Source organism: Ideonella sp. A 288 (assembly GCF_002198735.1).
Classification (GTDB): Bacteria; Pseudomonadota; Gammaproteobacteria; order Burkholderiales; family Burkholderiaceae_C; genus Pseudaquabacterium.
In genome coordinates this window covers 13,130-31,006 of the sequence record NZ_MWLO01000097.1, presented here as the reverse complement: position 1 = coordinate 31,006, position 17,877 = coordinate 13,130, and the positions used below count along the sequence as shown (strand labels likewise).

The 17,877-nt window shown below is 72.8% G+C and carries 19 protein-coding genes; 10 read left to right on the top strand and 9 right to left on the bottom strand.

What is annotated here, in order from left to right:
- Window positions 1–24: 24 nt before the first annotated feature.
- Window positions 25–1,437 (bottom strand): esterase-like activity of phytase family protein, encoded by a 1,413-nt coding sequence (locus tag EOINJALH_RS09120; RefSeq protein ID WP_199873245.1) that lies wholly within the window; start codon window positions 1,435–1,437, stop codon window positions 25–27.
- Window positions 1,438–1,672: 235 nt separating this feature from the next.
- Here EOINJALH_RS09120 and EOINJALH_RS09115 point away from each other — a divergent pair, with 235 nt between their 5' ends.
- The gene (locus EOINJALH_RS09115; RefSeq protein WP_088280043.1) at window positions 1,673–2,848 is read left to right on the top strand and encodes a galactosyldiacylglycerol synthase; all 1,176 of its coding nucleotides are present in this window, start codon (window positions 1,673–1,675) and stop codon (window positions 2,846–2,848) included.
- 19 nt (window positions 2,849–2,867) lie between these two features.
- Here the strand turns inward: EOINJALH_RS09115 and EOINJALH_RS09110 are convergent, their stop codons facing one another.
- On the bottom strand, window positions 2,868–3,545 hold the full coding sequence (locus tag EOINJALH_RS09110; protein WP_088280040.1) for a DUF1045 domain-containing protein: 678 nt from the start codon (window positions 3,543–3,545) through the stop codon (window positions 2,868–2,870).
- Window positions 3,542–4,336, bottom strand: coding sequence for a phosphonate metabolism transcriptional regulator PhnF (phnF, locus tag EOINJALH_RS09105; protein ID WP_088280039.1), 795 nt, complete (start codon window positions 4,334–4,336; stop codon window positions 3,542–3,544). Before phnF ends, EOINJALH_RS09110 begins: the two co-directional genes overlap by 4 nt.
- A gap of 110 nt (window positions 4,337–4,446) precedes the next feature.
- On the opposite strand from phnF, the gene phnG reads away from it, so the two are divergent.
- The 8 genes from phnG to EOINJALH_RS09065 are packed head-to-tail and all read left to right on the top strand — an operon-like array spanning window position 4,447 to window position 11,203.
- The gene (phnG, locus tag EOINJALH_RS09100; protein ID WP_088280038.1) at window positions 4,447–4,914 is read left to right on the top strand and encodes a phosphonate C-P lyase system protein PhnG; all 468 of its coding nucleotides are present in this window, start codon (window positions 4,447–4,449) and stop codon (window positions 4,912–4,914) included.
- Window positions 4,911–5,591: a phosphonate C-P lyase system protein PhnH gene (gene phnH / locus EOINJALH_RS09095; RefSeq protein WP_088280037.1), complete on the top strand. Its 681-nt coding sequence runs from the start codon at window positions 4,911–4,913 to the stop codon at window positions 5,589–5,591. The genes phnG and phnH overlap by 4 nt, the downstream gene beginning before the upstream one ends.
- Before the next feature lie 11 nt (window positions 5,592–5,602).
- Window positions 5,603–6,682 (top strand): carbon-phosphorus lyase complex subunit PhnI, encoded by a 1,080-nt coding sequence (locus tag EOINJALH_RS09090; RefSeq protein WP_088280036.1) that lies wholly within the window; start codon window positions 5,603–5,605, stop codon window positions 6,680–6,682.
- Window positions 6,679–7,536 (top strand): alpha-D-ribose 1-methylphosphonate 5-phosphate C-P-lyase PhnJ, encoded by an 858-nt coding sequence (locus EOINJALH_RS09085; protein WP_088280035.1) that lies wholly within the window; start codon window positions 6,679–6,681, stop codon window positions 7,534–7,536. The genes EOINJALH_RS09090 and EOINJALH_RS09085 overlap by 4 nt, the downstream gene beginning before the upstream one ends.
- Window positions 7,533–8,327, top strand: coding sequence for a phosphonate C-P lyase system protein PhnK (gene phnK / locus EOINJALH_RS09080; RefSeq protein ID WP_088280034.1), 795 nt, complete (start codon window positions 7,533–7,535; stop codon window positions 8,325–8,327). The genes EOINJALH_RS09085 and phnK overlap by 4 nt, the downstream gene beginning before the upstream one ends.
- Window positions 8,324–9,073: a phosphonate C-P lyase system protein PhnL gene (phnL, locus tag EOINJALH_RS09075; protein ID WP_088280033.1), complete on the top strand. Its 750-nt coding sequence runs from the start codon at window positions 8,324–8,326 to the stop codon at window positions 9,071–9,073. The genes phnK and phnL overlap by 4 nt, the downstream gene beginning before the upstream one ends.
- A complete protein-coding gene (locus EOINJALH_RS09070; RefSeq protein WP_088280032.1) occupies window positions 9,070–10,224 on the top strand; it encodes an alpha-D-ribose 1-methylphosphonate 5-triphosphate diphosphatase in 1,155 nt (384 codons plus the stop codon). Before phnL ends, EOINJALH_RS09070 begins: the two co-directional genes overlap by 4 nt.
- Entirely contained in the window at window positions 10,214–11,203 is a 990-nt protein-coding gene (locus EOINJALH_RS09065; RefSeq protein WP_199873243.1) for an NAD(P)-dependent oxidoreductase, read from the top strand. Before EOINJALH_RS09070 ends, EOINJALH_RS09065 begins: the two co-directional genes overlap by 11 nt.
- Window positions 11,204–11,230: 27 nt before the next feature.
- Here EOINJALH_RS09065 and EOINJALH_RS09060 read toward each other — a convergent pair whose 3' ends face one another.
- The 5 genes from EOINJALH_RS09060 to EOINJALH_RS09040 all read right to left on the bottom strand — a co-directional run bounded on the left by EOINJALH_RS09060 (window position 11,231) and on the right by EOINJALH_RS09040 (window position 15,071).
- The gene (locus tag EOINJALH_RS09060) at window positions 11,231–11,821 is read right to left on the bottom strand and encodes an HD domain-containing protein (protein WP_088280031.1); all 591 of its coding nucleotides are present in this window, start codon (window positions 11,819–11,821) and stop codon (window positions 11,231–11,233) included.
- A gap of 33 nt (window positions 11,822–11,854) precedes the next feature.
- Window positions 11,855–12,670, bottom strand: coding sequence for a phosphonate ABC transporter, permease protein PhnE (gene phnE, locus EOINJALH_RS09055; protein ID WP_404872748.1), 816 nt, complete (start codon window positions 12,668–12,670; stop codon window positions 11,855–11,857).
- A 4-nt stretch (window positions 12,671–12,674) separates the two neighbouring features.
- Window positions 12,675–13,649: a phosphonate ABC transporter substrate-binding protein gene (gene phnD, locus EOINJALH_RS09050; RefSeq protein WP_088280029.1), complete on the bottom strand. Its 975-nt coding sequence runs from the start codon at window positions 13,647–13,649 to the stop codon at window positions 12,675–12,677.
- A gap of 36 nt (window positions 13,650–13,685) precedes the next feature.
- On the bottom strand, window positions 13,686–14,525 hold the full coding sequence (phnC, locus tag EOINJALH_RS09045) for a phosphonate ABC transporter ATP-binding protein (protein ID WP_088280028.1): 840 nt from the start codon (window positions 14,523–14,525) through the stop codon (window positions 13,686–13,688).
- 318 nt (window positions 14,526–14,843) lie between these two features.
- A complete protein-coding gene (locus EOINJALH_RS09040; protein ID WP_088280027.1) occupies window positions 14,844–15,071 on the bottom strand; it encodes a hypothetical protein in 228 nt (75 codons plus the stop codon).
- Window positions 15,072–15,248: 177 nt separating this feature from the next.
- Here EOINJALH_RS09040 and lplT point away from each other — a divergent pair, with 177 nt between their 5' ends.
- A complete protein-coding gene (gene lplT / locus EOINJALH_RS09035; protein WP_088280026.1) occupies window positions 15,249–16,517 on the top strand; it encodes a lysophospholipid transporter LplT in 1,269 nt (422 codons plus the stop codon).
- Window positions 16,518–16,605: 88 nt separating this feature from the next.
- On the opposite strand, the gene EOINJALH_RS09030 is transcribed toward lplT, so the two are convergent.
- Entirely contained in the window at window positions 16,606–17,838 is a 1,233-nt protein-coding gene (locus tag EOINJALH_RS09030; protein WP_088280025.1) for a glycosyltransferase family 1 protein, read from the bottom strand.
- Window positions 17,839–17,877: the final 39 nt, after the last annotated feature.

The window sequence follows — 17,877 nt, the reverse complement described above, 5'->3', positions numbered from 1 at the left end:
CCACCCACCGCCCGCCCAGGCTCGTCAGTGCCCGCCGTGTTCGCCGTGCCGGCGCGGCCGGGCCAGGCGGGCCAGGTCGGCCGGCGACGCCTTGTAGGCGTGCAGCACGCCCGGGATGAGACGGTAGCCGCTGACATCGAAATCGGCGGGCACCGCGGAGCCCGCACTGCCATCGGCATTGACGGTGCTGCAGCGGTTGAAACTGCCGATGTCGCACTGGATGCGGCTTGCGGCGCCGTTGCCCAGCGCCTTGACGTAGACGTCGAACTGCACCCCGGTGCCGTTCTGGGTGACCGAGTAGTCGTTGTCGGTGCCGGCCAGCACCAGGTGGCTGCCGTCCTTCAGGCGCGGGCCGATGGCCAGGCCTTCCCACTTCTCGGGCGACACCCCGCCCAGTGCCGCCAGCGACGCATGGGCCAACGCCCCGCTCGACGCCAGGTCGAGCCAAGGCACCGCGCTCTTGGTCACCGGGGTGTACGAGCCCGCCGGCGCGGTGGCCAGGTTCAGCGCCGACACATCGGTCGCGCCGGTCAGGTCGATGCGGTAGACCTTCTTGTTCGGGCTGGCCAGGTTGGCGTCGACGCCGAGCCCGCGGTTGTTGCGCTCCAGCACCAGGAACTCGCGGTCGTTCAAGGCCACCAGCGCCGAGATGCCGCGGCCCTGCGAACTGCCCTCCATCCGATACGCATACTGCACCAGCGGACGTGCGGTGCGCGTGTCGAAGGCGACGATGCGGTTGACGGTGCCGTTGCCAGCCCCCTCGTCCAGCATCGCGCTTTGCAGCATCGCGTAGACGGTGCGCCCGTCGGGGCTGATGGCCAGTCCCTCGAAGCCGCGGTTGGTGCGCTTGCCCGCCGTGTTGCCGGCGTCGCTGGCGTGGTTCACGGCGCCGGTCACCGCATCGCGCGGCAACAGGTTGGTCGGTGTCGGGTAGCGACGCACCAGCTGGCCATGGCGGTTGAACTCCAGCAGCGACGGGCCGTACTCGTCCGACACCAGCAGGTGGCCGGTCTCCGGGTGGACGGCGATGCCTTCGGGGTCGAGCGCCAGGCCGAGCGGTGCGCCGACCGCGGGCGAGATGCCGTCGAGCGGACTGCCACCCCGGCGAAAGATCAGCGTCTTCAACACCTGGAAGTTGGAGATCTCGCCGCTGTGCGGGTTCACGTCGAGCTTGAAGCGGTGGACGCGCGTCTCGTAGGGCAGCGTGCCGCCGCCGGGACCGCGGTCGGAGAGGGCCCACCACTCGTTGCGCTCGCGGTCGTAGTGGATGTCCGAGAAGAAGCCCAGCCGACCGTCGTTGACGGCCGTGCCGCCAGACGCGTCCAGCGACGCGCCATCGAGCACCAGGCCATTGACGAACACGGGCTCGGCCCGGGCCGATGCCGTGCAGAGGAACAGCGCCGCGACGGCGGCTGCGGTGAGGGCATGGGGGATCAAGTGGGGTCTCCTCGAGCGGATGGTGGCCCGCGACGGTAGACAGCGCGTGTGACCGGGCCGTGACAGCCGGGCCTCCCATGGCCACCAGGCCGCGCAGGCCGCCTCGATTCACACGCCGGTCACAGGCGCTTGCGACGATGTGCGCAGGTCCCGACATGACATGCCCACGCCGCCATCGCCCGCCGCCGCCGCCCCTGGCCGCCACGGCGCCGTCGCCGGCACGGGCGACGCCGAGATGACGACCGTCGACCTCGTCTACTTCAACGCCGGTGGCGGCCACCGGGCCGCTGCCCTCGCCCTGCAGGCCGTGATCCGCCAGCAGCGGCGCCACTGGCAGGTGCGTCTGGTGAACCTCGTGGACATGCTCGACCCGCAGGGTCGCTTCCGCGAACTCGTCGGCCTGGCGCCGGAAGACCTGTACAACCGGCGGCTGGCGCGCGGCTGGACGCTGGGCCTGGCGCAGGAGCTCAAGCTGCTGCAGGGCGCGATCCGACTGGGCCACGCGGCCATGCTGCGCCGGCTGGTGCCGCACTGGCGGCAGGCGGCACCCGACCTGGTGGTGTCGCTGGTGCCCAACTTCAACCGCGCCCTCTGCGATAGCCTCGTCCAGGCCCTGCCCCACGTGCCCTTCGTGACGGTGATGACCGACATGGCCGATCTGCCGCCGAACTTCTGGCTGGCGCAGGGGCTGCCACAGCACCTGGTGTGCGGCACCGCCACCGCGCTGGCACAGGCCCGCGCCGCCGGGCACCCGGAGCGCCTGCTGCACGTGGCGTCGGGCATGATCCTGCGGCCCGAGTTCTACGAGCCCCTGGCCATCGACCGCGCCGCCGAAAGGCAGGCGCTGGGCCTGCCGCCCCACCAGCCCACCGGGGTGGTGATGTTCGGCGGCCACGGGTCGCAGGCCATGCTGGGCATCGCCCGCCGGCTCAGCGACACGCCGCTGATCCTGCTGTGCGGACACAACGCCGAGCTGGCGCGCCGGCTGCGGGCGCAGCCGGCGGTGGCGCCCCGCGTGGTGCTGGAGTTCACCCCCGACGTGCGGCGCTTCATGGCGATGGGCGACTTCTTCGTTGGCAAGCCCGGGCCCGGCTGCCTGAGCGAGGCCGTGCACCTGGGGCTGCCGATCATCACCGTGCGCAATGCGTTCACGATGCCGCAGGAACGCTTCAATGCCGACTGGGTGGAGGACAACGGCCTGGGCATCGTGTTGCGCCGCTTCAACCGCATCGTGCCCGCCGTGCACACGCTGGTGGACGACCTGCGCGCCTTCCGCTATCGCGTCGCACGCATGCACAACCTGGCGGTCTTCGAAGTGCCCGAGATCCTGGCCGACGTGCTGGCCACCGCCGCCCAGCGCGAGACCGCCGCCGCGCTGACCCGCCCGGCCGTGATGGCCATCGCGGCCTGAGAGGCCGCCCACCGCCGAGTCAATCGCGAAGCGACAGGCGCGCGGCCAGCCGCAGCGGCAGGCCGGGCGCGGGCTCCTCGAACACCGCCACCCCCCGGGCCCGCAGCGGCCGTGTCAGGGCCTGTGCAAAGTGCGCGCGCGCCGCCGCCTGCAGCGCCGCGGCGGGCTCCGGCACGGCGTCGCTCAGCGTCAGGTGAAGGCGCCAGTGCGACAGCACGTGCGCGTAACCCCAACGCTCCAACAGCGCGCGCTCATCGTCGCTGTGCAGCGCCGCGGCCCGCGCCGCCTGCTCGGCCGGGTCCGCGGGCTGCCGGAACCCGTCCAGGGCGACGACGCAGTCGTCGGCCAGGCGGCGCAACGGGTCGGCCTCGTCGACCGGCGTCACCGGGCGAAGGGCCAGGAAGCCGCCCAGCCAGGCCACCTGCAGCGGTGGCATGTCGAAGTCGACGTGGCCTCGCGCCAGTCGGCCCACCACGGCGATGAACTCCTCTGGCGTCACCCCATGGCGCAGCCACATCGGCGCTTTCAGCGTGGCATGGAATCCGTAGCGCCAGGGCGCGCGGCGCTGGGGCGGCGCCACGCCGGTCTCGGCCGCAGCGGGGTCGCGGCCGAGCCAGGCGCAGCCGGCCGACCACAGCGGATGCCCGGCCTCGGGCACCCAGTACACGGCCCAGCGGGACGGCGCAGCGCGGGTCATGCCGCCCTCGCCTGCCGCGGCCGCGTGTCCAGCACCTCGGCGGCGTCGACCGTCAGTTGCACGGCGTCGGCCGCGAACAAGGTGCTGCCGGCCTCGACCGGCAGGCCCTGCAGATCGACGTTGACATAGTCCACCACCAGCACCGGCTGGGTCGGCGGCCGCGCCAGCGCATCGGCCTCTGATGCGGTGGGCATGCGCGTGCGGATGGTGCTGCGGGCTCGGGTGTAGTCGGCCACGCCCCGGTCGGCCAGCGCGGCACTGATGCCACCATGCCGGTCGAAGGCCTCGGCGATGCCCTCGAAACGCGGCAAGGGGAACACCGAGGTGCCCAGGCCGATGGGCCGCCCCCGCACCAGCGCGCGCGTGTACAGCACCTGCACCCGACTGCGCGGCGGCACCTGCAGCGCCTGGGCCCAGGCGCCGGCGGCGGCGCGCTGCCGCGCGACGCCTTCGCGCCGGGCCTGCTCGCCGGATTCGGCCAGGTTCTGCGTCAGCCGGGTGCGGCGCTGCAGCGCGTAGTCCAACACCAGGGCGCGCACGTAGGTGCCGCTGCCCTGCCGCACCTGCACGAAGCCCTCGCGGGCAAGCCCCTGCAGCGCCTGGCGCACGGTGTGGCGGTGGACGCCGAAGCGCTGCGCCAGCAGCGTTTCGTTGGGCAGGCGATCGCCGGGCGGCAGCACCCCGGTGGCGATGTCCTGTCGCAGGGCCGCGGCGATGGCCTGCCAGCGCGGCACGGCCACCGGCACGCTGTCGTCGGGCGCGTCCGAAGGGGCGGCAGTCTTCAGTGTCATGGGAAGTGGATGGGGGCTCGAGATTCCGGTCGGCCGGCGGCACCGTCAATAAACCGTCACGGGCGGTGCCGATACTGGCGCCATCTTAAGGTCGTCTAGATGACATCGGCATGAACCCGACCCCCAACCCGATGCGCCGACGCTGGCTGGCCGTGCTGGCGCATGCGCCCCGCGACGCGCTGCAGCGCCACGCCGAGCGCAGCCTGCCGGGCCACGCCTTCGAGCCCATGCGCCCGCCCGAAACTGGCCTGGCGATGGTGCGCGGGCGCATCGGCGGCGGCGGCGACCGCTTCAACCTGGGCGAGGCCACGCTGACGCGCTGCGTGGTGCGCCTGCGCACCACGACCGGCCAGACCACCATCGGCGTCGGCTATCGCCTGGGAAGAGACACCGAACGGGTGTGCTGGATGGCGCAGTTCGACGCGCTGCTGCAACAGGCGCAGCACCAGGCCGACCTGCTGCGCGCCGTGATCGAGCCCCTGCAGGCGGCCATCGACGAGGCCCGCGGCCTGCAGCAGGCCCGCACCGACACCAGCCGGGTGCGCTTCTTCACGCTGGACCCAACGGTGGCGCCATGACGACCGCATTGGCCGACCTGCCACCCGGCATGACCGACCCCGTGGCGGGCACGCAGGGGGCGTTTCGCACGCTGCTCGACGCCATGGCGCGGCCAGGCCGGGTGCGGGCCCTGCCCGACGCCGCCACCGCCGGGCTGCAGGCGGCGGCCGACGACCGGCGCGACAGGCCGGGCCCGGGCCTGGCCGCGCTGTTGCTGACGCTGCTGGACGCCGAGACGCAGGTGCAGTTGCTCGGCACACTGGACAGCCCAGGCACCCGCGCCTGGCTGCGCTTCCACACCGGGGTGCGGGCGGCGACCGTCGGAGGGACCGCGGCCTTCACCGTGGTGCGCGCCGACGACCTGTCGCCCGCCGCCTGGCAGGCCATCGACCTGGGCACCGACGAGGCACCGCAGCGCGGCGGCACCCTGATCGTCGAGGTGCCGCACCTGCAGGCGCTGTCGGCGGCGCCGGTTCGCGCCGCTGCGGCCGACGGCTGCGCCGCCACCGTGCTGACACTGCGCGGCCCCGGCATCGCCGACGCGCACCACCTGGCCGTGGGCGGCCTGCCCGACGCCTTCTGGGCGCACCGCCAGCAACTGCGGCCGCTGTACCCGCGCGGGTTCGAGCTGGTGCTGGTGCGCGGCCACCACCTGGCCGCGATCCCGCGCACCACCCGCCTGACCATCGACGCCTGAGGAACCTGGCCATGTACATCGCCGTCAAGGGGGGCGCGCAGGCCATCGAGGCCTCGCGCGCGCTGCTCGCCGCCGCCCGTCGGGGCGACCCCGCGGTGCCTGAGCTCGCGGTCGACCAGGTGGCGCAGCAGTTGCCGCTGCTGGTCGGCCGGGTGATGGCCGAGGGCTCGCTGTACGACCCCGAACTGGCCGCACTGGCCCTGCGCCAGGCGCTGGGCGATGCAGTGGAAGCGGCCTTCCTGCTGCGCGCCTACCGCACCACGCTGCCGCGGCTGGGCTTCACCGAGCCGGTTGACACGGCGGCGATGCGCGCGCAGCGGCGCGTGTCGGCGATCTTCAAGGACCTGCCGGGTGGCCAGGTGCTGGGCCCCAGCGTCGACTACACGCAGCGGCTGCTCGACTTCGACCTGCTGCACGGCGGCGCCACGCTGCCGCCGCTGCCGCAGCCTCCGGCCACCGACGACGGCCCGGCGCTGCCGAACGCCCTCGACGCGCTGGTGGACGAAGGCCTGGTCGAACCCGCCACGCCCTCGGCCGGCGACCCGCTGCCGCCCGACATCACCCGCGACCCGCCGGCCTACCCGCTGCCGCGCAGCGCCCGGCTGCAGATGATGGCCCGCGCCGACGAGGGCTGGCTGCTGGGCCTGGGCTACGGCACGCAGCGCGGCTACGGCAACACGCACCCCTTCGCCGGCGACATCCGCTTCGGCGCGGTGGCGGTGGAACTGGTGCCCGACGAGCTGGACTTCCCCATCGAGGTCGGCGAGATCGAACTGACCGAGTGCCAGATGCTCAACCAGTTCGTCGGCAGCGCCGAGCTGCCGCCGCAGTTCACGCGCGGCTACGGGCTGGTGTTCGGGCATGGCGAGCGCAAGGCGATGGCGATGGCCCTGGTGGACCGCGCGATGCGCGCCGACGAGTTCGGCGAGCTGCGCACCAGCCCCGCGCAGGCGCAGGAGTTCGTGCTGCCGCAGGGCGATGGCGTCGAGGCCTCGGGCTTCGTGCAGCACCTGAAGCTGCCGCACTACGTGACCTTCGAGTCCGAGCTGCAGCTGATCCGCGCGCTGCGCGCACAGGCGGGCGCGGCATGAGCAGCACCCTGCCCGGCCGCGCCGAAGGCTACAACTTCGCCTACCTCGACGAGCACACCAAGCGCATGATCCGACGGGCGCTGCTGAAGGCCGTGGCGCTGCCGGGGCACCAGGTGCCGTTCGGCTCGCGCGAGATGCCGCTGGCCCATGGCTGGGGCACCGGCGGCATCCAGGTCACCGCGGCGGTGATCGGCGCCGACGACGTGCTCAAGGTCATCGACCAGGGCTCGGACGACACCACCAACGCGGTGAACATCCGGCAGTTCTTCCACCGCACGACCGGTGTGCGCACCACCGAGCGCACCGCCGACGCCACGCTGATCCAGACGCGCCACCGCATCCCCGAGCGCGCGCTGACCGAGGCGCAGGTGCTGGTCTACCAGGTGCCGCAGCCCGAGCCGCTGTACCGCCTGGAGCCGCGCCGCGCCGAGACGCTGAAGCTGCACGCTGCGCAGGAGTACGGCCTCGTCGACGTGAAGCTCTACGAGGACATCGCCCACTGGGGCCGCATCGACGCCAGCTACGACCACCCGGTGCGCGTGGACGGCCACTACGTGATGTCGCCGTCGCCGATCCCCAGCTTCGACAACCCGCGCATGCACCGCATGGCAGCGCTGCAGCTGTTCGGCGCCGGCCGCGAGAAGCGGCTCTACGCCATCCCACCCTGGACCGACGTGCACAGCCTCGACTTCGACGACCACCCCTTCACGGTGACGCCCCAGGGCCACGCCTGCGCGCTGTGCGGCTGCACGACGAGCTTCCTCGACGAGGTGGTGCAGGCCGGCGGCGAACGGCTGTGGACCTGCTCGGACACCGACTGGTGCCGCGAGCAGCAGGAGGCACACCCGACATGACCCTCGATCTCCATCCGCTGCTGCGCGTGCAAGGGCTCAGCCACCGCTACCCCGGTGCCCGCGACGGCCGCCACGCGGTGCGCGATGCCTCGCTGCAGCTGCACCCGGGCGAGGTGGTGGCCATCGTCGGCGAGTCGGGCTCGGGCAAGACCACCCTGCTGCAGTGCATCGCCGGCCGCCTGCCGCCCAGCGCGGGCGAGGTGCACTACCGCGATGCAGGCGGCCGCTGGCGCGACGTGGCCGCGCTGACGCCGCGCGAGCAGCGCGTGCTGGCCCGCACCGAGTGGGGCTTCGTCGAGCAGAACGCGGCCGACGGCCTGCGCATGGACGTGAGCGCGGGCGCCAACATCGGCGAACGGCTGATGGGCCAGGGCCTGCGGCACTACGGCCAGCTGCGCGAGGCCGCGCAGCATTGGATGCAGCAGGTGGAACTGGCGCCGGAGCGCATCGACGAGTCGCCGCGGGCGTTCTCGGGCGGCATGCGCCAGCGCCTGCAGATCGCGCGCAACCTGGTCACGCGGCCTCGGCTGGTGCTGATGGACGAGCCGACCTCGGGCCTGGACGTGTCGGTGCAGGCACGCCTGCTCGACCTGATCCGCGGCCTGGTGACCCGGCTGCACCTGTCGGCGCTGATCGTCACCCACGACCTCGGCGTGGCGCGGCTGCTGGCGCACCGCACGGTGGTGATGCGCGACGGCGCCATCGTCGAGCAGGGCCTCACCGACCGGGTGCTCGACGACCCGCAGCACCCCTACACGCAACTGCTGGTGTCGTCGGTGGTGGCGCCATGAGGCCGACGCCGGTGCTGTCGGTGCAGGGCCTGGCCAAGCGCTTCACGCTGCACCTGCGCGGCGGCCAGGTGCTGCCGGTGCTGCAGGATGTGTCGCTGCAGGTGGGCGCCGGCGAATGCGTGGCGCTGGTGGGCGCCTCGGGCCAGGGCAAGAGCACGCTCATCAAGTGCCTGCACGGCAGCTACGGCATCGACGCCGGCCAGGCCTGGCTGCAGAGCGAGGCCGGCGCCGTCGACCTGGCCCAGGCCACGCCGCAGCAGGTGCTGGCACTGCGGCGGCGCGAGATCGCCTGCGTCAGCCAGTTCCTGCGCGTGCTGCCGCGCGTGTCGACCCTCGGCCTGGTGGTGGAGCGCGCGCTGCAGGCGCAGCCGGCCCCCGCCGCATCGGCGGACGATGGCGACGATCTCGCGCAGCGGACGGCACGGGCCCGCCTCGCCGCGGGCGCGCTGCTGCAGCGCCTGAACCTGCCCGAGCCGCTGTGGGGGCTGCCGCCGGCCACCTTCTCCGGCGGCGAACAGCAGCGGGTGAACATCGCCCGCGGCTTCATCGCGCCGGCCCGGCTGCTGCTGCTCGACGAGCCCACGGCGTCGCTGGACGCCGCCAACCGGCGCGTCGTGATCGGCCTGATCGACGAGGCCAAGGCCGCCGGCACGGCCATCGTCGGCATCTTCCACGACGAGGAGGTGCGCGACGCCGTGGCCACCCGGTGCGTGAACCTGGTCGCCCCGATCGTGGAGCCCGCATGAGATCGTCACCCGCCGAACTGATCCTCAGCAACGCCCGCATCGTGCTGGCCGACCGCGTGCTGCCGCGCGGCAGCGTTCACCTGCGCGGCGGCCGCATCGCCGACCTGGACGACGCGCCCAGCCGCGCGGCCTCGGCCATCGACCTGGCCGGCGACTGGCTGCTGCCGGGCCTGGTGGAGGTGCACACCGACAACCTGGAGCGGCATGTCACGCCGCGGCCCAAGGTGAGCTTTCCGATGGCCGGCGCGATGCGCTCGCACGACGCCGAGATCGCCGCCGCCGGCATCACCACCGTGCTCGACGCGATCGGCGTCGGCGACCCCTACGGCGAGGGCTTCCGCGCCCGCGACCAGAGCGTGCTGCTGCAGGTGCTGGACCAACTGGAAGACGCCGGCCTGCTGCGCGCCGACCACCTCATCCACGTGCGCTGCGAGCTGCCGGCACCCAATGCACGTGAGCTGTTTGAGCCCTTCGCCGGCCATCGCCGCCTGGCCCTGGTCTCGCTGATGGACCACACGCCCGGCCAGCGGCAGTGGACCGACATCGCGCTGGCACGCGCCTTCTACACCGGCCGCAAGGGCTGGAGCGACGCGCAGTTCGACCGCGAGATGGCCCTGGCGCCCGAGCGGCAGGCCCGGCATGCGGCACCGAACCGGGAATGGTTTGCTGCGTTTGCGCGTCAGCATGGCGTGGCCCTGGCCACGCACGACGACACCACCGCCGCGCACGTCGACGAGGCCCTGGCGCTGGGCGCGACGATGAGCGAGTTCCCGACCTCGATCGAGGCCGCCCGCCGGGCCAAGGCCCTGTCGCTGGCCACCGTGGCCGGCGCGCCGAACCTGGTGCGCGGCGGCTCGCATTCGGGCAACGTCGCGGCGCTGTCGCTGGCGCGCGAGGGCCTGCTCGACGCGCTGTCCAGCGACTACGTGCCGGGCAGCCTGCTGCAGGCCGCCTGGGTGCTGATGCGCGACGCCGCGCACTCGCCGGCCGAGGCCGTGGCGGTGGTCAGCCGCCGACCGGCCGAGGCCTGCGGACTGCACGACCGCGGCCACATCGCGCCGGGGCTGCGGGCCGACCTGGTGCGCGTGCGCGAACTGGACGGCGCCCCGGTGGCGCGCGAGGTGTGGCGGGAAGGTCACCGTGTCTGCTGACCCGCAGCCGCGCCTCCTGGTCACGCAGCCGATCGATGGCAGCGTGGCGGCCCGGCTGTCGGCCGTCGGCACGCTGGACCTGCACCCCGGCCCCGAGCCCGTCCCACCGGCCGAGCTGGCCCGCCGCCTGGCCGGCTGCCAGGCCATGATGGGCTTCATGCCGGACCGCGTGGACGCGGCACTGCTGGCGCAGGCGCCGGGGCTGCGCATCGTGGCCTGTGCGCTGAAGGGCCACGACGGCTATGACGCCGCGGCCTGCACCAGCGCCGGCGTGTGGCTGACCACCGTGCCCGACCTGCTGTCGGCGCCGACGGCCGAACTGGCCCTGGGCCTGGCCATCGGCCTGGCCCGGCACCTGCGCCGTGGCGATGCGCTGGTGCGCTCGGGCGTGTTCGACGGCTGGAGACCGGTGCTGTACGGTCGCGGCCTGGATGGCGCCACCGTGGTCGTCGTCGGCCTCGGCTCGGTCGGCCGCGCGCTGGTCAGGCGGCTGCAGGGGTTCGGGTGCCGGGTGATCGGTGTCGACGCCGGCGACGTGCCGACGCCCACGGGCGTCAGCCGCCAGTTGTTGGACGAGGCGCTGGCCGTGGCCGACACGGTGTTCCTGGCCCTGCCGCTGACAGCGCACACGCGCCACCTGGTCGACGCCGACCGGCTGGGGCGAACCCGTCCTGGCGCGCTGTGGGTGAACGTCGGCCGCGGCTCGGTCGTCGACGAGCTCGCGATGGCCAGCGCGCTGGAGACTGGCCAGGCGGGCGGCTATGCCGCCGACGTCTTCGCGTTCGAAGACCTGTCGCTGCCCGACCGCCCGGCCGAGATCCTGCCCCGGCTGCGCACGCACCCGCACACGCTGTTCTCGCCGCACCTGGGTTCGGCGGTGGCCGACGTGCGGCGGGCCATCGAGCACCGCGCGGCCGACAACATCCTCGCGGTGCTGCGGGGCGGGGTGCCTCCCGACGCCGTCAACCGCCTCGCGTGAGGTCGGGCGGCGCGGGCCGTTCGCGCATCACGTCACGCCGAAGCATCCGAGCCGCTGGCGCCGATCGCCTTCGGGCTGCCGACGCACCTCGTCCAGCAGGCCCAGGTAGTAGTCCAGCGGCGGCGTGCGCTTGCCGGGCTGCTTGGCCTGGTCGTCCCACCGGCGCAGCTGCAGGGCCTCGTCGGCGCCGGGCAGCTTGCGGAACATCCAGACCTCGTCGGGCGACATCGGCCCGCCCTGCAGCGCCAGCGTGTGCACCGAGGCCGGCGACAGCGTCGCGGCATAGAGCGGGTCGGTGGCCACCAGGTAACGCTTGGCCGCCACGTGCAGGCGGATCGGCTCGAGCACCTCGCGGCCGAAACCACCGGCCAGCAGGCCGAGCGCCCGCAGCTCGTGCACGTCGTCCACCAGATCGGTGCCGGGGGCGGCCGGCACGAAGTGGCCGATGTCGTGCAGCAGGGCCGCCGCCACCAGGCCGGCCGGTGCGTGGGCCCATTCGGCCAGCTGGGCGCACTGCAGCGCGTGCGCAAGTGCCGTCACGGGCTCCTCGCGCCGGCCTTCGTAGGCACTGCCACCGTGGCGGGCAAACAGCTCGTCGATCTGCTCGATCAGGTCCATGGCGGGTCTCCCGTGGGTCGTGCGGGTCAACGGCTAGACGAAGCGCTTGCGCAGCCGCGCGGAGAACAGGTCGATCAGGGCCACCGAGACCACCAGCATCAGCAGCACCGCGGCGGTCTGCGCGTACTGGAAGCCCCGGATCACGTCCCACAGCACCATGCCGATGCCGCCGGCACCCACCATGCCCACCACCGACGCCGAGCGCACGTTGGCCTCGAAGCGGTACAGCGCGTACGAGATCCACAGCGGCATCACCTGCGGCAGCACGCCATACAGGATCTCGGCCAGCGGGTGCGCGCCGGTGGCGCGGATGCCCTCCACCGGCTGCGGGTCGATGGCCTCCACCGTCTCGGAGAACAGCTTGGCCAGCGTGCCGGTGGTGTGGATCCACAGCGCCAGCACACCGGCGAACGGGCCCAGCCCCACCGCCACGACGAACAGCAGCGCGAACACCATCTCGTTGATCGCCCGGCAGGCATCCAGCAGGCGCCGCACCGGCTGGTGCACCCACCAGGGCGTGAGGTTGCTGGCCGCCAGCAGGGCCAGCGGCACCGAGCCGATGATGGCCAGCACCGTGCCCCACAGCGCGATCTGCAGCGTCACCACCAGCTCCTGCAGGTAGTGCCGCCACTCGTGGAAATCGGGCGGGAAGAAGCCGCTGGCGTACTGCGCCATGTTGCCGGCGTCGCGCAGCAAATCGAGCGGGCGCATGTCGGCGCCCTGCCAGCTGCCGGCCAGCACCGCCAGCAGCAGGCCCCAGCCGCCCAGCGACCAGGCCGAGCGGGCGGGCGGCCGGGCGACCGCCAGGGCGCGCGCCGCGTTGGGCGCGGCGGAATCGAGGGTGGTCACGGGATCACTGCGCGCTGGCGACCTGCCGGCCCAGCTCGGCGAGCCGGCCGTCGATGTCGTGCAGCTTCTTCTGCTTCTCGTCGGTCGACAGGTTGGCATCGGCCTCGACCTTGCTGCGCTCGCGGGCCAGCTCGAGCTGGCGGATCGGCACCAGCTGCGTGTTGTCCGAGGCCACGAATCCGGCGAAGGTCAAGGCCTTCAGGATGTCCTTCTCGCGGCTGTCGCGGCCGTAGGTCAGGAAGAAGTCGCGCAGCTTCTTCTTGGCATCGGCATCGAGGTCCTTGCGCCACAGGATCGGATCGCTCGGGATCAGCGGCGAGCGCCACACCTCGCGCAGCTCGGCCGCCCTCTCGGGCTGCTTCAGCTTCATGCGTTCGATGCCGTCGCTGGCCACCGTGGCCACGTCCACCTGGCGGTTGACCACGGCCAGGATGTTGGTCTCGTGGTTGGCGCGCACGACGCGTTTGAAGTCCTTGACCGCGTCGACGCGGTTCTGCGCGAAGGCGTAGTAGCCCGGCACCAGCGTGCCGCTGGTGGAATTGGGATCGCCGAAGCCCAGTGTCAGGGTGCTGCGCGCCTTGAGCACGTCCTGCAGGGTGCGCAGCGGGCTGTCGCGGTGGACGATCATCACGCCCCAGTAGCCCAGCGCGCCGTCGGCCTGGGTCACCTTGGCGAAGATCTCGCCCTGGGCCCGGTCCACCGCCTCCATGCCCGACTTGTTGCCCATCCAGGCCACGTGCACCTTGTTGAAGCGCATGCCTTCGATGACCCCGGCGTAGTCGGGCGCGAAGAAGGCCTTCACCGTCAGGCCGGTGGCCTTCTGCATGTCGTCCAGCAGCGGCTGCCAGGCACTCTTGAGATTGGCCGACGATTCGGTCGAGATGATGCCGAAGTTCACTTCGCGCACCTGCGCGAGGGCGCCGCCAGTCCACAAGGCGGCGGTGGTGGCCAACAGGGCCAGGATGTGTCGTCGTTGCATGTCGTTGTCCTCGGTGAATGAGTGGGTTGCGCGGCCTCAGGCGGCCTGCAGCATGGGTGGCATGGCGTTGACGGTGGGCTCGACAGCCGCGTGCCCGGTGGGCATCAGCTCGTCGGTCTGCGTGCCGTACAGCTCGCGCAGGCGCGCGGCATCGAGCAGCTTCGTCGGGCCGTCGTACACCACCTCGCCGGCGCGCAGCGCGATGGTGCGGGGGCAGAAGGCAAAGGCGTAGTCCACCTGGTGCAGCGAGACCATCACGGTGACACCCAGCTCGCGGTTCAGTTCGGCCAGCAGCGACATCACGCGGCGGCTGGACTCGGGGTCGAGCGAGGCGATCGGCTCGTCGGCCAGGATGAGTTCGGCGCCCTGCACCAGCGCGCGCGAGATCGCGGCGCGCTGCTGCTGTCCGCCCGACAGGGTGGACGCGCGCTGCCAGGCGCAGGCCGCCATGCCGACGCAACCCAGCGCCGCTTGGGCGCGCTGCAGTTCGTCGTCGGTGAAGCGACCCATGGCCCAGCGCCAGGCCGGCATGCGGTGCAGCGCACCGGCCAGCACGTTGGTCATCACCGGCAGCCGGTCGACCAGGTTGAACTGCTGGAAGACCATGGCCACCTGGGCCCGTGTGCGGCGCACGTCGGGGGCCAGGCGTCCGCCCATCTGCACCGGCTGCCCGAGCACCGTGACGATGCCGCCAGGGCCGGCATCGGCGCGCTGCAGGCCGCTCAGATGGCGCAGCAGCGTCGACTTGCCCGAGCCCGAGGCGCCCAGCAGCGCCACCATCTCGCCGCAGCGCACCGACAGCGACACGTCGCGCAACGCGCGGTGCGTGCCGAATGTCTTGTTCAGGCCCTGGACCTCCACCGCGTCGTGTCTCATCGCGTCTCCCGTTTCCGAGCCGCGATGGTGGGCCGGAGCGGTGACGTCGGTGTGACAGCCGAGTCTCGTGAGCCCGGCCTGCGGCCTGTGTGGGCGCGCCCCGGAGACGGACGCCGGCAGGGCTCCCGGGGTCGAAAAGTCAGCCGCGCGCCCGTGGGGCCGGGCGATCGGGCGCTGGGATCAGGGTGGCCGCCGATGGCACGGCGCGGCGCGGATCACCCGCGCGCCGCAATGGCCGGGCGTGCCAGGCAACGGCACCGCAGCCAAGCCCGGCGCGGCCAGCCGACCAGGCCGCGCGGACTCGGGCCCGGTCGCGGATCAGTCCAGCGTGGACCAGGCCGAGGCCACGGCAAAGCCGTCGTGGTCCTCGATCGTCAGCTTCACGTGGGCGCCGACGTCCAGCCTGTCCAGCCCATCACCCGCCGTGCTGCGCGTGATGCCCCAACTGCATGCGTCGGTGTCGGTGACATAGGCCAGACCCAGCCTGGGCAACACCTGGTCGACGGTGGCCAGGACAACGCGCGGGCGATCGGATGTGGACGACATGCGGAGACTCCCCATGAAACTGGACGCCAAGGGTTAACCCTTGTCTCATTCAGTCTAACCCATCGCGCAAGACCCGTGCTCGTGCCCAGGTGGCAGGCCGGGCCGCACCGTTGACCGGTCATGGCCGCGTCACGGCGTCGACACAGGAGCGTCGCAGTGCCTGGCCAGACTCGGGCCATGCCCCCTGGCTTCCACCGCCTGATCGCCGCGCAGTTTGCCTCGGCGCTGGCCGACAACGCGCTGTTGATCGTGGCCATCGCCATCCTGGTCGAGCAGGGGCTGCCAGGCTGGTGGGCGCCGCTGCTTAAGTTCTCGTTCACCATCTCCTACGTCCTGCTGGCACCGTTCGTCGGGCCACTGGCGGACGCGGTGCCCAAGGCCCGGCTCATGGCCTGGATGAACGGCGTGAAGGTCGTCGGCGTGATGGCCTTGCTGGTGGGATTGCACCCGGTGGCGGCCTTCGCCGTGGTGGGCCTGGGCGCGGCCGCCTACGCGCCGGCCAAGTACGGCCTGGTGACCGAGCTGGTGCCGCCGCGGCGCCTGGTGGCGGCCAATGGCTGGATCGAGGTGTCGGTGGTCGGCGCTGCGCTGCTGGGCACGGTGCTGGGCGGGCTGCTGGTCAGCGATCTGCTGCGCGGGTCTGCCTGGGCCGTGTCCAGTCAGGCCCAGTTCGCCGCCTGGACAGGCAGCGCTGGAACCCGCTGCACGCTGTCGTTGCTGGCGCTGTTCGCGGTCTACGGCGTGGCCGCCTGGCTGAACCTGGGCATCCCCGACAGCGGCGCCCGCTACCCTCGCAGCGGCATGCATCCCATGGCGATGGTCGCGGACTTCCGGCGTGCCAACCGCGCCCTGTGGCGCGATGCCAGCGGCGGCCTGTCGCTGGCCGTGACCACGCTGTTCTGGGGGGTCGGCGCGACGCTGCAGTTCGCGGTGCTGCGCTGGGCCGCCGACGTGCTGTCGCTGCCGCTGGACCGCGCCGCCTATCTGCAGGCCGGCGTGGCGGTCGGCGTGGTGGCCGGCGCGGGCTGGGCCGGGCGTTGCATCCCCTTGAGCCAGGCCACGCGGGTGCTGCCGGTGGGCGTGGTGCTGGGCCTGCTGATGGTGGCCGTGGCCGCGTGCAGCAGCCTGGGCGTCGCGCTGCCGCTGCTGGTGCTGGCGGGCGCGGTCGGCGGCGTCCTGGTGGTGCCCATGAACGCCTTGCTGCAACACCGCGGCTGCCAGTTGCTGAGCGCCGGCCGGTCGGTGGCCGTGCAGGGGTTCAACGAGAACCTGAGCATCCTGGCCATGCTGGCCGGCTACGCCGCCCTGCTGGCGCTGGACGTGGGGATCGTGCCGCTGATGGCCGCCTTCGGCCTGTCGATCGCCGGCGCCATGGCGCTGCTGATGTGGCGCGAGCACCGGCTCGGCCGCTCGCAGGGCCTGTCGGATGCGGAGGCGGCCGGCTGAACGGGTGCCCGAGGCCGGTGGACGGCTGACCGGGTGACAGAGGCCGGTGGCCGGCCTCGGGCGACGCGCCTCGCGCCGCCGTGGCCGATCAGGCCGGCAGGTGCCGCGCCGGCAGGTACGGCCGCTCGGCGGAGCCGTCGATGGTCGACACCAGCACCGATTCGATCTGCCCGGCGATGCCGTCCCAGCCGTGTCGACAGGCGCATTCGCGGGCCCCGAGGCCCAGTCGCCGTGCCAACGGTCGGTCGGCGGCCAGCCGCACCGCCAGCCGGGTGAAATCGGTGGCGTCGCCCAGCCGTGCCAGCAGCCCGCTTTCCCACGACTTGATCAGTTGCGCCGCGGCCGCGTGGTCGTAGGCCAGCACCGCCAAGCCACTGGCCATGGCCTCCGGCGTGACGTTGCCATAGGTCTCGGTGGTGCTCGGGAACAGGAACACGTCACCACTCGCGTAGTGCGCGGCCAGGTCCTCGCCGGAGCGCATGCCCGCAAACACCGCCTGCGGGTGCCGGCGCTCGAGTTCGCCGCGCAGCGGGCCATCGCCCACCAGCACCAGGCGCGCCGACGGGTCGGCGACGCGCATGGCGTCGAAGGCCGTGAACAGCAGGCCAAGGTTCTTCTCGACGGCCAGGCGGCCCACGCAGACCACCACCGTCGTGTCGTCACCGGCACCCCAGCGGGCGCGCAGCGCGGTGCTGCGGCGCGAGGGATGGAACAAGGCCGTGTCCACGCCCCGCGCCAGCACCGACAGGTTGCGGAACCCGAGCACGGACAGTTCCTGACGCAGCGCCTCCGTCGGCACCATCGTGTGGCGGGTGGCGTTGTGGAACCTGCGCAGGTAGGCCAGGATCGGCTTGTTCAGCCAGCCCACGCCGTAGAGCCGGCTGTAGGCGTGGAAGTTGGTGCGGAAGTCCGAGCACACCGGCAGCCTGAGGTAGGACGCCGCCTTCAGCGCCGACCAGCCCAGCGGCCCTTCGGTGGCGATGTGCACCACATCCGGCCGGTGCAGCTGCCACAGGCGCACCAGCGCCCGCTTGCAGGGCAGGCCCATGGTCAGGTGCGGGTAGTTCGGGATCGGCAGGCCGCGCGTCAGCACCTCGTCGAACCGGCCGTCCGACCCGGGCACCTCGCCCGCCGGCTGGCGTGGACGCACCAGTTGCACGGCATGCTGCCGGGCCCGAAGACCTTCCACCACCCGCGCCAGCGACAGCGCCACGCCGTTCACCTCCGGCGGGTAGGTCTCGGTGACCACGGCGATGCGCATCGAACGCCGGTCGGGCGGGAACTCGTCGACGACGATGGGAAGCAAGGGCACATCGGTCATGCGCGGATCGTGCCCGCCTTGCGCAACAGTTCGATGACG

Bases quoted from the DNA above. Each gene is read 5' to 3' on its own strand.
- phnC (WP_088280028.1), bottom strand. From the start codon at position 14,525: ATGAGACACGACGCGGTGGAGGTCCAGGGCCTGAACAAGACATTCGGC.
- phnL (WP_088280033.1), top strand. From the start codon at position 8,324: ATGAGGCCGACGCCGGTGCTGTCGGTGCAGGGCCTGGCCAAGCGCTTC.
- EOINJALH_RS09090 (WP_088280036.1), top strand. From the start codon at position 5,603: ATGTACATCGCCGTCAAGGGGGGCGCGCAGGCCATCGAGGCCTCGCGC.
- phnD (WP_088280029.1), bottom strand. From the start codon at position 13,649: ATGCAACGACGACACATCCTGGCCCTGTTGGCCACCACCGCCGCCTTG.
- EOINJALH_RS09115 (WP_088280043.1), top strand. From the start codon at position 1,673: ATGACGACCGTCGACCTCGTCTACTTCAACGCCGGTGGCGGCCACCGG.
- phnK (WP_088280034.1), top strand. From the start codon at position 7,533: ATGACCCTCGATCTCCATCCGCTGCTGCGCGTGCAAGGGCTCAGCCAC.
- EOINJALH_RS09040 (WP_088280027.1), bottom strand. From the start codon at position 15,071: ATGTCGTCCACATCCGATCGCCCGCGCGTTGTCCTGGCCACCGTCGAC.
- phnF (WP_088280039.1), bottom strand. From the start codon at position 4,336: ATGACACTGAAGACTGCCGCCCCTTCGGACGCGCCCGACGACAGCGTG.
- phnG (WP_088280038.1), top strand. From the start codon at position 4,447: ATGAACCCGACCCCCAACCCGATGCGCCGACGCTGGCTGGCCGTGCTG.
- EOINJALH_RS09070 (WP_088280032.1), top strand. From the start codon at position 9,070: ATGAGATCGTCACCCGCCGAACTGATCCTCAGCAACGCCCGCATCGTG.
- EOINJALH_RS09085 (WP_088280035.1), top strand. From the start codon at position 6,679: ATGAGCAGCACCCTGCCCGGCCGCGCCGAAGGCTACAACTTCGCCTAC.
- EOINJALH_RS09030 (WP_088280025.1), bottom strand. From the start codon at position 17,838: ATGACCGATGTGCCCTTGCTTCCCATCGTCGTCGACGAGTTCCCGCCC.
- phnH (WP_088280037.1), top strand. From the start codon at position 4,911: ATGACGACCGCATTGGCCGACCTGCCACCCGGCATGACCGACCCCGTG.
- EOINJALH_RS09110 (WP_088280040.1), bottom strand. From the start codon at position 3,545: ATGACCCGCGCTGCGCCGTCCCGCTGGGCCGTGTACTGGGTGCCCGAG.
- lplT (WP_088280026.1), top strand. From the start codon at position 15,249: ATGCCCCCTGGCTTCCACCGCCTGATCGCCGCGCAGTTTGCCTCGGCG.
- EOINJALH_RS09060 (WP_088280031.1), bottom strand. From the start codon at position 11,821: ATGGACCTGATCGAGCAGATCGACGAGCTGTTTGCCCGCCACGGTGGC.